Origin of the sequence: Pedobacter sp. MC2016-24 (assembly GCF_015223055.1) — a bacterium.
Classification (GTDB): Bacteria; Bacteroidota; Bacteroidia; order Sphingobacteriales; family Sphingobacteriaceae; genus Pedobacter.
The window spans coordinates 1-14,856 of sequence record NZ_JADFBX010000008.1; the positions used below are offsets into that span (position 1 = coordinate 1).

Here is a 14,856-nt window from a genome sequence, read left to right on the forward strand (position 1 = left end):
GCTATTTGGTCAGGCTTACATATTTCTCCGATATTGTCCGCCAACGGCATACAAGGCATTAGAAATTTGCCCCAAAGAACAGATCTTACAGATTTCCATCAGTTGTTCAAAAATGTTGTCGCCTGCAACGGCAGATTTTTGCAGTTGCTGTAATGCGGCGCCTGCTTTATCCGCATTTCGTTCCTGGAATAGTTTCAATGCTGTAATCTGGAACTGTTTTTCTTCTTCCGTTGCACGGATCACCTCGCTGGGAACAATGGTAGGTGAGCCATTTTTATTTAAAAAGGTGTTCACACCTACAATTGGGTATTCACCAGTATGTTTTAAGGTTTCGTAATACAAGCTTTCTTCCTGGATTTTACCGCGCTGATACATGGTCTCCATCGCGCCCAGCACTCCTCCTCGGTCGTTGATCCGCTTAAATTCAAGCAACACAGCTTCTTCAACCAGGTCCGTCAGATCTTCGATAATGAATGCGCCTTGTAAAGGGTTCTCATTTTTAGCTAAGCCCAATTCCCTGTTGATGATGAGTTGTATGGCCATCGCTCTGCGTACCGATTCTTCGGTAGGTGTTGTGATGGCTTCATCGTAAGCATTGGTGTGTAGGGAATTGCAATTGTCATAAATCGCATACAAGGCCTGTAAGGTAGTACGGATATCATTGAAATCTATTTCCTGTGCATGTAATGACCTACCTGAAGTTTGGATATGATATTTGAGTTTTTGCGACCTGTCGTTCCCTTTGTATTTGTTTTTAATCGCCTTGGCCCAAATGCGGCGCGCTACGCGACCAATTACCGCGTACTCAGGATCTATACCATTGGAGAAAAAGAAGGATAGATTAGGCGCAAAATCGTCTATGTGCATACCCCTGCTTAAATAATACTCTACAAAGGTAAAACCATTACTTAACGTGAAGGCCAGTTGAGATATTGGATTGGCACCTGCTTCAGCGATGTGATAACCGGATATGGAAACAGAATAGAAATTACGGACTTTTTCATTGATGAAATAGCTCTGGATATCACCCATCATACGTAAAGCAAATTCGGTAGAAAAGATACAGGTATTTTGTGCCTGGTCTTCTTTCAGGATATCGGCTTGCACCGTACCCCTAACCGTACTGATGGCATAGTCTTTTATTTTTTTATAGATATCTGCGGGTAAGACCTGATCACCGGTTACCCCAAGAAGCATCAGGCCTAAACCATTGTTTCCTGTTGGAAGTTCACCTGCATAAACAGGTCTTTCCTGCTTTTTAGCTTTGTAAATCGCATCTATTTTCTGGCTGATTTCATCCTGCAGGTCATGTTCGATGATGTATTTTTCACATTGCTGATCTATGGCTGCATTCATGAAGAAACCCAGCAGCATAGGGGCGGGGCCGTTAATGGTCATGGATACGGAAGTGGAAGCTGCACACAAATCAAATCCTGAATAGAGTTTCTTAGCGTCATCCAGTGTTGCAATACTTACTCCGGAGTTTCCAATTTTTCCATAAATATCTGGTCTGATGTGCGGATCTTCTCCGTAAAGGGTAACAGAGTCAAATGCTGTGGAAAGCCGGTGGGCAGGTTGGCCAAGGGATACATAATGAAAGCGTTTATTGGTCCGTTCAGGCCCGCCTTCTCCCGCGAACATCCGTGTTGGATCTTCTCCATCGCGTTTTAGGGGAAATACTCCGGCTGCATAAGGGAATTCCCCAGGTAAATTTTCTGTTAACAACCAGCGGAGCACATCTCCCCAGTCCTGATACCTTGGTAAGGATACTTTTGGAATTTGAAGCTTGGATAGGGATTCATAGAACAAAGGTTGCTTAATCTCTTTATCGCGTACTTTATAAATGAAATATTCCTGTTTGTATTTTAGTTTGGTTTCAGGCCATTGGCGAAGCAGTCTCCTGCATTCTCCGTCCAGCTGTTCTTCCAGGTGTTGGTAAACCTCGCTGAGGGTGTCAATAAGTTCCTGACTGACCGATATGTCCTTGGTGGTTTTTTCCTGTTTAGACAATTCAATAACCCCTTGTAGTTGATATAATTTACGAGCGATACCACATTGTTTATCTACCCATTCGTTATAGGTTTGGCTCGATTCTGCAATTTCGGCAAGATATCTGATCCGGTCCGGGGGAATGATGTAAATCTTTTCAGATTGTGCTGCACTGAGCTCCATTTGGGCATGGAAATTTACGCCTGTTTTTTCTGTGATTTTGTCCATCAAAGCAGTAAACAGGTTATTCATTCCCGGGTCATTGAACTGCGAAGCCATGGTGCCAAATACAGGAATGATATCGTCTTTGGCATCAAAAAGATTATGGTTGCGTTTGTACTGTTTACGAACATCTCTAAGCGCATCTAAGGCTCCTCTTTTGTCAAATTTATTGATGGCAACCAGATCTGCAAAATCGAGCATGTCGATTTTTTCCAATTGTGTGGCTGCCCCGAACTCCGGAGTCATCACATACAGGGAAACATCACAATGTTCAGTAATTTCTGTATCGGACTGACCGATCCCTGAGGTTTCTACAATGATCAGGTCGTAACCTGCAGCTTTACAGATGTCTATACTTTCCTGTACGTTTTTAGAAAGTGCCAGGTTGGCTTGCCTGGTGGCCAGGGAGCGCATGTATATTCTCGGATTGTTGATGGCATTCATCCGGATTCTATCGCCGAGTAACGCGCCACCAGTTTTGCGTTTGGATGGATCGACAGAAATGATGGCCATGGTTTTGTCCTTCACTTCAATTAAAAATCTTCTAACCAGCTCATCCACCAGAGATGATTTTCCAGAACCACCAGTACCTGTGATCCCTAGCACTGGTATATTTTTGTCTTTACTGAGTTTTTTAAGTTCATCCACAAACTTTTGAGCAGCCTCCGGATCATTTTCTGCTACTGTAATCGCAGCAGCAATACTTTTTACTTCCTTTTTAGGGATACCTTTAAGTTCAGTAGTTAATGTCTTGGTGGTGATGTAATCGGTTTGCTGCAACATGTCATTGATCATCCCCTGAAGGCCCATCTTACGGCCGTCATCCGGAGAGTAAATTCTGGTTATGCCATAAGCCTGTAGTTCGGCAATTTCGGTTGGAAGAATCACACCACCGCCACCGCCGAATATTTTGATATTGGAAGCTCCCCGTTCCTGTAAAAGGTCGTACATGTATTTGAAATATTCGATATGCCCGCCTTGATAAGAGGTCATGGCAATGCCTTGTACATCTTCCTGGATAGCGCAGTTGACCACTTCTTCTACAGAGCGGTTATGGCCAAGGTGTATGACTTCTGCACCAGTAGACTGCAAGATGCGGCGCATGATATTTATGGTTGCATCGTGGCCGTCAAAAAGGGCTGCTGCTGTAACAAAACGAATTTTATGTTTGGGTTTATAGCTGACAATTTGTTCCATCGTAGATTTATAATCGGTACGCAAAGGTAACAAAAACTGGGGGCAGGGAGGTAAAAATAGCCCCGTCAAATGGGGCAGGCTATAATAACAAAAGGCTGTTTTGGTTTTTGTTCCAGAACAGCCTTTGTAAGATAGTTAAACCGCTTGTATTAAGGATTGGTAATTTCTGTAATGGGTTCGCCAATACATCCGCTTGGCATTTGTATGTGTAACATCGCGGCTAAAGTAGCCGAAATGTCCGTCATGTGATAAGTTTTATTGGTTTTACCTGGTTTTACATTCCAGCCCATAAATACACAAGGGATGTGCGCATCGTAAGGGGCCCATGCACCGTGTGTAGTACCTGTTTTGCTGCCACTGAAATAATTTGATTTCAGGATGTAGTAAATGTCTCCGCTTCTGCTGGTATGGTATCCGGCAGTCAGTGATTTTTTAATCGCTTCGGGCAAGGTCGTAGTGGCAAGTTTAGTCAAATCCACCGCGTCAAAAACCTCATCCTGTTTACGCAAGTTTTCGATGATGTATGCTTTTAGCGCATCTAAATCTGCATTTGCTTTACGTATGCCATCTTTATTCAGGTAAAGCTGTCCATTCGCCGTACTGGTAATGGCTTGTTTTACTTTAAATTGTTGTTCCAGTTCAGTGTTTAAATTTTTAATTACCGGCCCTTCATCAAAGGTGCCTCCTGGTAAACGGTTTTCTTTCATGAAACCCGGAACATGCGCTGCACCGTGATCGGCAGATAAGAAGAACAGGTAATTTCCTTTACCCAGCTTACTGTCTAAATAAGTAAAGAAAGCTTCCAGATCTTTATCCAGTCTCAAATAGGTGTCTTCTGCTTCAATGGAGTTTGGCCCGTATTGGTGACCTACGTAATCGGTAGAAGAGCAACTCACTGCTAAGAAATCTGTATTGCCGGTCTGGCCAAGGTTTTCTGAAATGATGGCTTGTTTGGCAAGGTCTAATGTAATGGTATTGCCATACGGTGTACTTTTGATGATTTCGTAGTTTTTACCGATATACAGTTTTAGGGGGTGTGGGAAGGTTGGTGTTTGTTCGCCCCTGGTTTTACGCTCATATATTTTATCGTCTGCAGTGCTTTGAGTGTAGGACTCGATAGGGTATAAGGTATTCCAGTTTTGTGCAAAAAACTGATCGGCTGTTTTCAATTTGTTATAATCCTGAACCCATGCAGGCAGGCTTTTCATGTAATAGGTGCTGGTAATCCAGTCGCCTGTTTGTCCGTCATACCAATAAGCTGCATTCGCTGCATGTCCCGCTGGTAAAATTGCACCACGGTCTTTTAACGAAATCCCGATTACTTTACTTTTGAAATTGGTTGCCAGTCGAAGTTCATCTGTAATGGTCGTAGTCAGCATATTTTTTGGAGACATTACCCCGGCCATGGTTGTGCTGCCAACGGTAGCTACGGTTGTATCTTCTGCACAATACATGTCTCTCCTGAGCTTGGTATCGTACCAGTCGTTGCCTACTATGCCATTGACCGCGGGAGTAGCACCTGTATAAATACTGGAGTGGCCGCAGGCTGTAATGGTTGGAGTATAAGGAATCAGGGTATTTTCAGCAGAGAATCCTTCTCTAAGCAGGCGTTTAAAACCTCCATTGGTATATCTGCTATAATAGCGGTACAGGTAATCCCATCTCATTTGATCAACTACAAGACCTACCACCAATTTCGGTCTGGCTATTCCTGCTGATTCTTTGGCACCTGTAGTTTTAATATTTTTTTTCTGTGCAGTTGCAGCATAGCTAAATAGTGCAAAGGCAGTAAAAAACAAGTAAATTTTCTTCATTATCGCATTTGAATTTGAGGATAAATATATGGACTTGGAAATAAGTATTGTTTAAGCTTATGTAAAGATTTTATAGCACTTCGGCCACTACAAATGTACTGCCGCCAATGAAAATCAAATCGGTTGGTTTTGCTTTTAGTTTTGCGGCTTGATAGGCCATTGTTACTGTTTGAAATGCTTCGCCCTTGAGCTCGTATTTAGAGGCCTGTTCTGCCAGTTCTGTAGCTGAAAGTGCACGCTCCAGGTCTGGCTGGCAAAAATAATATACAGCATCCGTTGGCAATAGCTTCAATACGCCACTGATGTCTTTGTCTTTAACCATACCGATTACGATGTGAAGCTGACTGAAAGCAGTTGACTTTATATTTTGCATGACTTCGGTAATTCCGGCGATGTTGTGTCCCGTATCGCAAATGGTTAAGGGGTGCTCGTGGAGGGTTTGCCATCTGCCCCGCAGGCCAGTTAATTTTTTAACGTTGGCCACCGCAGTAAATAGTGCTTTGTCTGCAATCACATATCCCTTTTGTTTCAATACCAATACAGATTGTACTACAGTCAGGATGTTTTTGAGCTGATAGAAACCGCTGAGGTCTAAGCTAAGGTCGGTATATAATGGTTGTTGGTCTTTAAATACTGATGTCGTCAAAAACTGGTTTTCCCTATTGGTATTTCGCAATTGCAACAGCTGGTCTGCAAATATGATTTCGCTGTTTGTTTCAGCTGCTTTCTGAAGAAATACCGGGGCGCTTTCTGTTTGTGTTTCGCCGATCACGACAGGAATTCCCGGTTTGATGATACCGGCTTTTTCACCTGCTATTTCCGGAAGTGTATTCCCAAGCATGTTGGTGTGGTCCAGGCTGATGTTGGTGATCACCGATAGCTCGGGTGTAATGATATTGGTGGAGTCGAGACGACCACCTAATCCGACTTCAATAATGGCGATGTCTACCTTTTCGTTGGCAAAATAGGAAAAAGCCATAGCTACAGTCACTTCAAAGAAGGAAGGATTGATTTCCTCGATGATGTCCTGTTGTTCGTTGACAAAGCTGGTTACAAAATCTTCTGAAACCATCTGGCCATTGATGCGGATCCGTTCCCTGAAATCTTTAAGGTGAGGTGAGGTATATAAGCCGGTTTTGTAACCAGCTTGCTGCAAAATTGCAGCAAGCATATGTGAGGTTGAACCCTTGCCATTTGTGCCAGCAATGTGAATGCTTTTAAATTGTTGCTGGGGATTTCCCAGCTTTTCGCACATGGCAATGGTATTGTGAAGATCTTTTTTAAAAGCTACTGCGCCCACACGGGTAAACATCGGTAGCTTATTATACAAATAGTCTATTGTTTGCTTATAATTCATTTTTAAAGCCTGGTGACGCAAAACTATTAAAGATGCGTGACTATTTCACTTTAAAGTTGAAAACAACTACGCCAATCTGTACATCTGGTGCAGAATCGGATTGTGTTAAGCGTGCACCCATTACGGCAGTTTTGCATTTTTCCCAAAGCTCCCGGTCGTTTAAAGTTGTTCCTTTTACACCTGGAGTGGCATCAGTAACAATACCGTTTTTATTGATTTTGATCCTTACTGCAATTTTTCCGGTTTTCTGACCATCATCCTGAGGTGTAACCAGGTTGGTGAATTTTCTCAGTTCGATTGGTTTTTCGCCGAAACCCGAGCCACCTTCGCCATAATTGGTCGCCAAAGGATCACCATTTACGCTACCCTGGTTTCCCGGAGTGCTACCTGTACCATCGCCAGCACCTGTTCCCTTGTTTGTCTTTCCTTTATACAAGGCATTTTGATTGATGGTCGGTTTTGCAGGTTTGGTTTCTACGGCAGTTGCTACCGGTGTAGATGTGGTCTTTGTTGTCTTGGTTTTAACGCTTACGGCATCTTCCGAAGTCTGGGTTACAATTTCTTTACTGCTCACTTCAGCAACCGACTTTTGTGGGGTTGGTTTGGCTTCGACAACTTTATCTGGTGCCTGGTGATTGGCGTCAGGATCGGCAGAGGGTTCTTCGATACTGCTGATGTCGGTACCCATGCCTTCTACGGAAGTTCCATAATTAACCACCATACCGCCCATACCGGCCTCTTCAACAGGTTGGAAGTTGCCTATTGCAATGAAAAAACTTAAAGCGATTAAAGCACCCATAATGCCTGTCGATATCGCCAGTGCTTTAGGGTAATTGTTTTCTTCTTTAGGATATGTCATTATTTCTTTGGTTCTACGGCTAACACTACTTTCAGTTTCAGCTTGTTTGCAACGTCAAATACCGTCATGGTGTTTTCGATAGAAACGCCCCTGGCCACATACAATACGATGGTTAAATCCGGTGAAGCTTTTTGATAAGTTTCAACCGCCGCTTGAAGTCCTTCCAGTGTAACCTTATTTTTATCTACAAAATAATTTAACTTTTCGTCTATAGATACAGTAACGGTTTTTTGAGCTGAAGATTGTTGTCCGGATTCTGAACGCGGCAGTAAGAGTTTCACTACCTTTGGATTAACTACAGCAGATGCCAATAGGAAAAACAGCATCAGAAAGAACATAATGTCATTCAATGCAGAAGTATGTACTTCTACTGTTGCTTTATTTCTTTTACGTAGATTCATTATTTCCCTGGTTCTTCTAATAAATCAATAAATTCAATAGCATCGGTTTCCATTCTTAAAATGATGCGTTCTACCATCATATTCAAAATGTGGTACAGTACGTATGCGATGATACCGATAATTAATCCGGTAGCAGAGGTAATCATTTTAGTATACAAACCACCAGAGATGGTTCCGATTTCGATGGCGCCTTTGATAGATACATCATGGAATATGGTGATTACCCCAACGATGGTACCCACGAAACCCAACATGGGTGCAATACCGGCAATGATACCTAAGATACCAATGTTTTTTTCCAGTTTGGAAACTTCCAGCTTACCGTTATTCTCAATGGCTGCTTCAATATCTTTGATTGGTCGACCAATACGTTTTAAGCCTTTTTCCAACATCCTGGCCAATGGAGAATTGTTGTTTTTACATAAAGCAATGGCATTATCCAATCTACCTTCGTGAATGTATTGCTTGATCTGAAGCATCAGGTTAGATTCGGTTTTAGAAGCTTTTCTAATGGTGATGTAACGCTCTACGAAAATAACCAGTCCTAAAAATGCGAGTAAGGCAAGAGGTACCATTACCCAGCCACCTTTAAATAATAAGTCTATAAAATGTAACTCTGGTGCTGCAGGCGTAACGGCCTGATTTAGTGCGCTTGCGGAATCTGTAAGTTGGTTAATGGTATCAGTGGCACCTTGTATTAATGCGATCATATGATTAGTGTTGTTTTGTGTGTCTGTTTGGGAAAATATAAATGCCCGGAAGTTTAGTCGTCTCTTTTAAGATTTGGAGTTGCTTCCTGGCCTCTTGTTCGTCGGCAAATGTACCGAGGGTGATTTTAATTCTGCGGCCCTTTAAGTCTGCTATTTTTGCAGGGATGCCACGTTTTTTCATATCGGCTAAAAAATTATCCGCTTCCTTTTGGTTCGCCAGGGAGGCAGCTAATATTTCATAGCTGATCGGGGCATTTGTAGAATGGTTTGCCGGAACAGGAACAGCAACCGTTTTTTTCGATGAATCTATATTTGCATTTGGCTTTTTATCGCTGATCCGGATGCTATCCGCAATTGCAGCGGTGTCGATAGCCGGAATTGAATCTGCTGTTGCAGGAACCGTCGTTTTTTGAACTGGTGGTTTTGTCATATCGATCGTTACCTCGTCCTGGTGTGACATCAAACCTTTAAACAAATCTGGTTTGAGTAGCCCAACGAGCGCCGCCAGGATAAAAATGATCAGGACCCAGATCAATGGATTCCTGTAAACAGGTGTCTTTTGCTCGGGTATTACTACTGAATTAACATAAAACGAACTTGCTGATGATTTATTTTCAGGCGATTCAGAAATGAGTACAAATGGAGTATTGTCGTCAGCAACAGCCTCTGTTTCTTCCACCGGTTGTTCTTCTTCTGCCACAGGTTCATGTTCTGCTACTGGTTGTTCCTCTTCTACTGCCGGTTCATCTTCAAATACTGGTGTTTCTACAATTGTCTGTATTTGTTCATCTGGTTGTTCTTCCTGAACAATATAACTTTCTTCAACTGGTTCTTCTTCCGGCTCTATATTTTCAGGAGTTTCGACAAAAGGAGGGGCTTGTATTTCTTCCTCCTCTGTATAAGAAGTACCATCTCCAAGATCTGCATTGTTGTTTTCAAGCTCCAGTTGCTCTGGTGTCACTTCTGTGTGAACAGGTTCTTCATGTAGGGGCTGGATCTCCTGATCAGGGGCCAGGTCAGCACTTAAAGCAGGTAATCCATAGAATTCGAATCCGAAATGCTGATCTTTTTTCGAAGTGAAAGTTAGGCTGCCGGTTTCGATAGAGAAATCGCCGAGTTGCCCGAAACTCAGGTTTTGATGTTCAGCAAGTTCATCTAGTATGTGTTGAGAAAATTGCTCAATATGGTCTGTTGCCGAATCAGCAGAGATGTTTTCTGCTTCGCTGATCAGGGAAGTAAGTAAAGTATCTTCTTTAAGGTCTGAAGTGAAATGTATTAAATAGCTGGGTGGTAAAAATGAATGGCTTGAAGCATCATACCTTCCAGGAGATTTCTTTTTATAAATGGTCCCGAGGCCGGGAATACCGACCTCTTTATGGGCTTTTATAAGTGTTGTAAGGTGAAATAATACATCCATTCTGGTAAAAATAAATTTTTAAATCCGTATCAGCCAATTAATAATCAAAAACCTGCTAGAACGAATAGGCTACTCCTCCAAAAATATTGGTTCCAATAGTTTGATAATATAAGAATCTACTGTATTTGGTGCCTAACAAATTGTTTACACGGGCAAAGGCAGAGAACTTGTTATTGATTTTATAGTTGGCGCCGATACCCAGGTCTACAAATCCTTTTACCGTAGCTACACGCTCGTTTGCCATATCAGGTAATCGGTATGGGTTTGCTGGTGCTGCCACATAGATTTTGGCCTTACTCTCGTCTTGGATCGCCACCGATGCATTGAAGGTCAGCTCTTTGTTAAAGGCATACATCAAATCGGAACTTAGGCGCAATTGTGGTTTAAACCAGCTTTGGCTTTCAGCGGCAGGTTTGTAATCTTCAAAATCCAGTTTACCTGTCCATTTCAAAGCGTCACTTACCTGTATAGATATTTCACCTTCCAATCCGGTCAATTTCATATTTCCAAAATCGTAAATCACATCAAACTTGTTGAAGTTTGTGAAATTATTTACAAATAAAGGCATGTCGGTAATCGTTTTATAATAGAATCTGGCTTTGTACCCAAAACCCGGACCGCCTGTTCCCTTGATCCCACCACTGATGCTTAATTTTTCAATGGAGTTTTGAATGTTGATATTGCTGTTTAAGAAAGGATTTTCGTCAGTCAGTTGTTTTAATGAATTTCGGTTTACATCACCTTTTAGCTCACCGAAGATCTGCAGATAGTCGGGGATCAAAGTGAAATCAGCGGTTACTGCGGGAAAAATCCTGCTGGCTGATGTTGTTCCAAATTCCTGTACAAAGTTAATTCCAGCGGTAATTTTAACGCCGCTTGCCTGCAAACGGATATAAGGGTTTAATTTCAATAAGTTGTTGCCTACACTGGTCAGCTGATCTTTTGTATTTCCAAATTCAGCAGAAGCAGCAAGCCCCAGGTTAAAGCTACTGATTCGTTTGTTCAGATAACCATTGATTACGATTGAATTTTCTCTTGCTTTGAATTTGTCGGTCCATACGTAGCCATTCAATTTGGCTGCATAGCTTAAAGCGTCCGGATCGTCATTGAACTTGTTCACAATTTCGCCTTCGGCCTCAATGAAGTTAAACGCCTGTTGATCCGGGTTTGGATTTAAGGTTGGATTTTGAGGATCAATACCGTAAAAATAAAGGCCATTTCTCTGGTAATTCAACCGGCCACTTAAGGTAACCTGATCGCCAATACTGCGGCCAAATACACTCAGTTGCTGCTGACTTGATTTTTGTTTGTTTAAACTTCCTTTTTGTGCAAAATGTTTGAAAAATGCGCCAGCCTGCAAAGCCTCATCCCGACCAATATTAATGTAAGCTTCACCCAGGGTAGTACCCGCGCTACCAAATGCACCTTTAACATAATTGTTAATGAGTTCGGTCTCCTTTTGTTCAGCCAGTTTTTGTGCCTGTAATTTATTGATATCAGAGTTTAATTCCAGTTTACGGTCTGTTAAATTGTAATTGAACTTTGCTTTATAAGTTTTAACATCGTTCAGATCGGGACTTCTTCTCAGTTTTACAGCCTCGGCCAATACCGGTTTATAAGGTCTCACCACCTCAATTTCTTCGGCAACGGCTTTGTTCTCGTCTTGTTTTTTCTCTGTTGTTTTTTTGTCCTGTGCAGTAACAGTTAAAGAACCGGCAGTAAGGAACAGTAATGTGGTATATATTAGTTTCGTGAATCTCATGTTGCTTGTTCTTATTTAATTTTCTGTAATTTCTCTTTAGCTGTTGCTACAATTTCGTCTTTACCGTCGTAATTGTCGATGATACTTAAGAGCGTACTCTTAGCCTGTAAGTTGTCTTTAAGGGCTACATAGTTGTCAGATAGCAGGATGAATGCTTTAGCTACCCAGTAATCGTAAGAAGGCATGTTGTTGATCAGATCAAAACAAGTTTTAGTAGATGTTTTATAATCTTTTTTATCGTACTGTATGGCTGCGAGATTGTATTTAGCTTCGGCAGCAGCCAGTGTTTTGGTTTTACTCACGACACTGTTAAAGGCTTTCACAGCTTGATCGGTATCACCTTTTGAAAGGTATGCTTTACCTGCATACAGATCCACACTGTTTTTTTCTTCTTCAGAAGCTTTGTCCGATTCTTTGACCAGTTGCACGTATTTCAATACATCATCAGACATTTTTAATTCACTGTAAGCTTTCAACAGGTTGTTTAGTGCATAGGTGTAATGCACTTTATAATCTGCAGTAGTTTCTAAACGTTTCAGGTATACGATGGCTTCATTGTATTTTTTCTGATCCAGGAACAGTTTAGAAATGCTAACCAGTGAACGTTCTGTATAATCACTGGTCCAGTCATTAAGGATATACTCATAATCAGGAATGGCCTCGTTAGGTCGTCCTAATTTGACAAGAGATTCTGCACGTATAAATTTCGCTTCTTTATCGTGTATAGCCTTAGGGAATTTATCGAAGTAAGCATTTACGGCTTCAAAAGCACCTTTGGCATCACCTTTTAGGTATAAGTTGTTGGCACCCTGGAAGATGATGTTGTCTTGTTCGGCAACAGAGTAATTTCCCAGTGGGGTAGTACCTGCATATGCAATAAATCCCTGGGAGTCACCCTTATCTACGTAAATATTTTTGATAGACTCCAGAGCCTGTTTGGCTTCTTCTGAACTTGCATAATCATTGATTACCTTTTTAAAGGATACCAGTGCCGCATCATCCTGATCCTGGTTGTACTGTACCAATCCAATGGTTACCAACGCCCGCGGAACATAGCTGCTGTTGGGATATTTGCTGATCAAACTGGTTAAATCGGTTTTAGCTTTGTCCAGCTCACCTTTGTTGAAATAGGTATAAGCCCTTTCAAAGCCCGCATCATCAGCATAGTTAGAAGCCGGGAATTGTTGCAACAGGCTTTCCATGGTTGCAATCTTAGCATCATTTTGGTTGTCCAGCCCCTGGATCATTCCACGCTGGAACAAAGCATAATCTTCGCCAGTAGATTTATTGGCAATGATCTTATTGTAATTTACCAATGCATTTCCGTAACTCTTATTGACAAAGTAGGAATCTGCCAGGCGTATAGTTGCATCGTTTACTGTTTTCTGATCCTTATCTGCACCTCGTAAAAAGCGCTCAAAATAAGTGGCAGCTTTGCCATAGCGTTCATCTTCAAAAGCGGCATAAGCCAATGCGTAGTTGGCGAAATTGTATACACCTGTTTTGCTTGCGCCAGGCATATCGAGGAAAGTTTCAAAGTGTTTAACCGCTTCACCGAATTTTCTCAATTCGTAGGATGCTTCTGCTTTCCAATAAGTACTCAGCGCCAGGATCTCTTCGTCTTCAGGAAACTTTTCTGAGCGTAAGAACATTGATAAAGCATTTGGGAAAGCACGTTCGTTATAAAACTCCAGTCCGCGGAAATAAGTTACTTTCTGGTAAGCCTCTTTTGCTTCAGGTGTTTTATTTGGAATGGGTTCAAGAATGTCAATCGCCGCCTGGTAGTTTTTGCTGGTCAGCAAGATCTCGCCCAATAAGGTTTTGGCTTCATTGATTTTTTTGGAAGTAGGAAACTGTTTTAAAAAGCTTTGCGTAGATTCCAGCGCTTGCTGATTAAATTCCAGCTCATAACTTAACCGGGCATAATTGATCCAGGATTCTTCCTGGACGGTTTTATCAAAATTAAGACGGGAAGCCCTGAAGAAAGCACTACGTGCTTTTTCTTTATTTTTCAGCTGAATGAAAGAGCGGCCTAAGGTATACATCCCGCTTTGCAGGTATACGTCATCTGTATTCAGTTTTTCCAGGATCGCAACTGATTCACTGTATTTTTTCAATTCGAATAAAGAATATCCGTATTGATAAATGAACAGGTTGTTTTTGTTGTCTGATTTATCTTTGGCATAAAAATCTCTAAAATACTTTTCTGCGTTTGTATAATCAGATTTTGCAAAATACGAGGCTGCGATTAAGCTGAGCATTTCAGCTTCGTATTGTTGTTTAGAGGTTTTAAGAATTGGAATTGCGTAGCTGATCACATCATCATATCTTTCATCCAGGTAATACATAGAGGTGATGTAATATGGGTAGCTGGCTTCGTAAGTAGGCGAGCCTTTCAGCTTCTCAAAATTACTTAATGCAGTTTTATATTCTTTATTCAGGTAATTGATATAGGCAAAGTAATAGGTTGCACTTTCCTGATAGGGAGATTTTTCTTTTTTTACTGCTTCGAAAAGGGGTTCTGCTTTTTCCGTGTTGTTCAATTCAAAATAAGCATAACCTTGTTTAAATTGGTATTCTAAGCGTTGTTTACCAGATAGGGTAGAAGGATCGGTTTTTTCAAACCATTCTAATGCTTTCTCGTAGTTTTTCTGTGCAAAATAGGACTTACCCACATGAAAGTAGGCCAGTTTTGTATTTGGATTTAAAGGGTAGTCTCTGATAAAGGCTTGAAATAAACTTTCTGCGTCGTTATTTCCCAGTTCAAGCGCGCAAACCGCGGCATAGAATTTTGCATTTTCTTTCAATAAGGAAAGTTCTGCATTGCTTTCCTGTTGTGTACCTGGTTGCTGTCTAAGCTGCTCCACCAGTCTGAACTGTTGTGCGGCTGCAATGTATTTCTCATTATCCAGCAGTTCCAGACCAGTTTGGTAGTTTTTGTTGAGATTAACTAATACGCTGGACTGTCCATAGCTAGCCGTAAAGCCCCCTGCTAATAACAGCGGAATAAAAAAGTATTTTTTCTGCATCTGATTTCAAATATGGTTGGTACTAATATAAATATAGTATTGGGTCTTATTAACATAAGAAATTAACATGTGTTGATAACACAGGTTTAACGGTTATAA

At 41.5% G+C, this 14,856-nt stretch carries 9 protein-coding genes; all 9 read right to left on the reverse strand.

What is annotated here, in order from left to right:
• Positions 1–15 precede the first annotated feature (15 nt).
• Positions 16–3,408, reverse strand: a complete 3,393-nt coding sequence (locus IM797_RS17935; RefSeq protein ID WP_194128552.1) for a methylmalonyl-CoA mutase family protein — start codon at positions 3,406–3,408, stop codon at positions 16–18.
• 149 nt (positions 3,409–3,557) lie between these two features.
• Positions 3,558–5,222 (reverse strand): alkaline phosphatase PafA, encoded by a 1,665-nt coding sequence (gene pafA / locus IM797_RS17940; RefSeq protein ID WP_194128553.1) that lies wholly within the window; start codon positions 5,220–5,222, stop codon positions 3,558–3,560.
• A gap of 70 nt (positions 5,223–5,292) precedes the next feature.
• Positions 5,293–6,579, reverse strand: a complete 1,287-nt coding sequence (locus IM797_RS17945; RefSeq protein WP_194128554.1) for a folylpolyglutamate synthase/dihydrofolate synthase family protein — start codon at positions 6,577–6,579, stop codon at positions 5,293–5,295.
• A 40-nt stretch (positions 6,580–6,619) separates the two neighbouring features.
• Positions 6,620–7,438: an energy transducer TonB gene (locus IM797_RS17950; protein WP_194128555.1), complete on the reverse strand. Its 819-nt coding sequence runs from the start codon at positions 7,436–7,438 to the stop codon at positions 6,620–6,622.
• Positions 7,438–7,839, reverse strand: coding sequence for a biopolymer transporter ExbD (locus IM797_RS17955; RefSeq protein WP_194128556.1), 402 nt, complete (start codon positions 7,837–7,839; stop codon positions 7,438–7,440). Before IM797_RS17955 ends, IM797_RS17950 begins: the two co-directional genes overlap by 1 nt.
• On the reverse strand, positions 7,839–8,549 hold the full coding sequence (locus IM797_RS17960) for a MotA/TolQ/ExbB proton channel family protein (protein WP_194128557.1): 711 nt from the start codon (positions 8,547–8,549) through the stop codon (positions 7,839–7,841). Before IM797_RS17960 ends, IM797_RS17955 begins: the two co-directional genes overlap by 1 nt.
• Before the next feature lie 4 nt (positions 8,550–8,553).
• Entirely contained in the window at positions 8,554–9,966 is a 1,413-nt protein-coding gene (locus tag IM797_RS17965) for an SPOR domain-containing protein (protein WP_194128558.1), read from the reverse strand.
• Between the two features lie 55 nt (positions 9,967–10,021).
• Entirely contained in the window at positions 10,022–11,728 is a 1,707-nt protein-coding gene (locus IM797_RS17970; RefSeq protein WP_194128559.1) for a TonB-dependent receptor, read from the reverse strand.
• A gap of 11 nt (positions 11,729–11,739) precedes the next feature.
• A complete protein-coding gene (locus tag IM797_RS17975; RefSeq protein WP_194128560.1) occupies positions 11,740–14,757 on the reverse strand; it encodes a tetratricopeptide repeat protein in 3,018 nt (1,005 codons plus the stop codon).
• Positions 14,758–14,856 lie beyond the last annotated feature (99 nt).

What these genes read in the sequence shown, in the direction of transcription:
- IM797_RS17935 (WP_194128552.1), bottom strand. Translation starts at nt 3,408, where the DNA reads ATGGAACAAATTGTCAGCTATAAACCCAAACATAAAATTCGTTTTGTT.
- pafA (WP_194128553.1), bottom strand. Translation starts at nt 5,222, where the DNA reads ATGAAGAAAATTTACTTGTTTTTTACTGCCTTTGCACTATTTAGCTAT.
- IM797_RS17945 (WP_194128554.1), bottom strand. Translation starts at nt 6,579, where the DNA reads ATGAATTATAAGCAAACAATAGACTATTTGTATAATAAGCTACCGATG.
- IM797_RS17950 (WP_194128555.1), bottom strand. Translation starts at nt 7,438, where the DNA reads ATGACATATCCTAAAGAAGAAAACAATTACCCTAAAGCACTGGCGATA.
- IM797_RS17955 (WP_194128556.1), bottom strand. Translation starts at nt 7,839, where the DNA reads ATGAATCTACGTAAAAGAAATAAAGCAACAGTAGAAGTACATACTTCT.
- IM797_RS17960 (WP_194128557.1), bottom strand. Translation starts at nt 8,549, where the DNA reads ATGATCGCATTAATACAAGGTGCCACTGATACCATTAACCAACTTACA.
- IM797_RS17965 (WP_194128558.1), bottom strand. Translation starts at nt 9,966, where the DNA reads ATGGATGTATTATTTCACCTTACAACACTTATAAAAGCCCATAAAGAG.
- IM797_RS17970 (WP_194128559.1), bottom strand. Translation starts at nt 11,728, where the DNA reads ATGAGATTCACGAAACTAATATATACCACATTACTGTTCCTTACTGCC.
- IM797_RS17975 (WP_194128560.1), bottom strand. Translation starts at nt 14,757, where the DNA reads ATGCAGAAAAAATACTTTTTTATTCCGCTGTTATTAGCAGGGGGCTTT.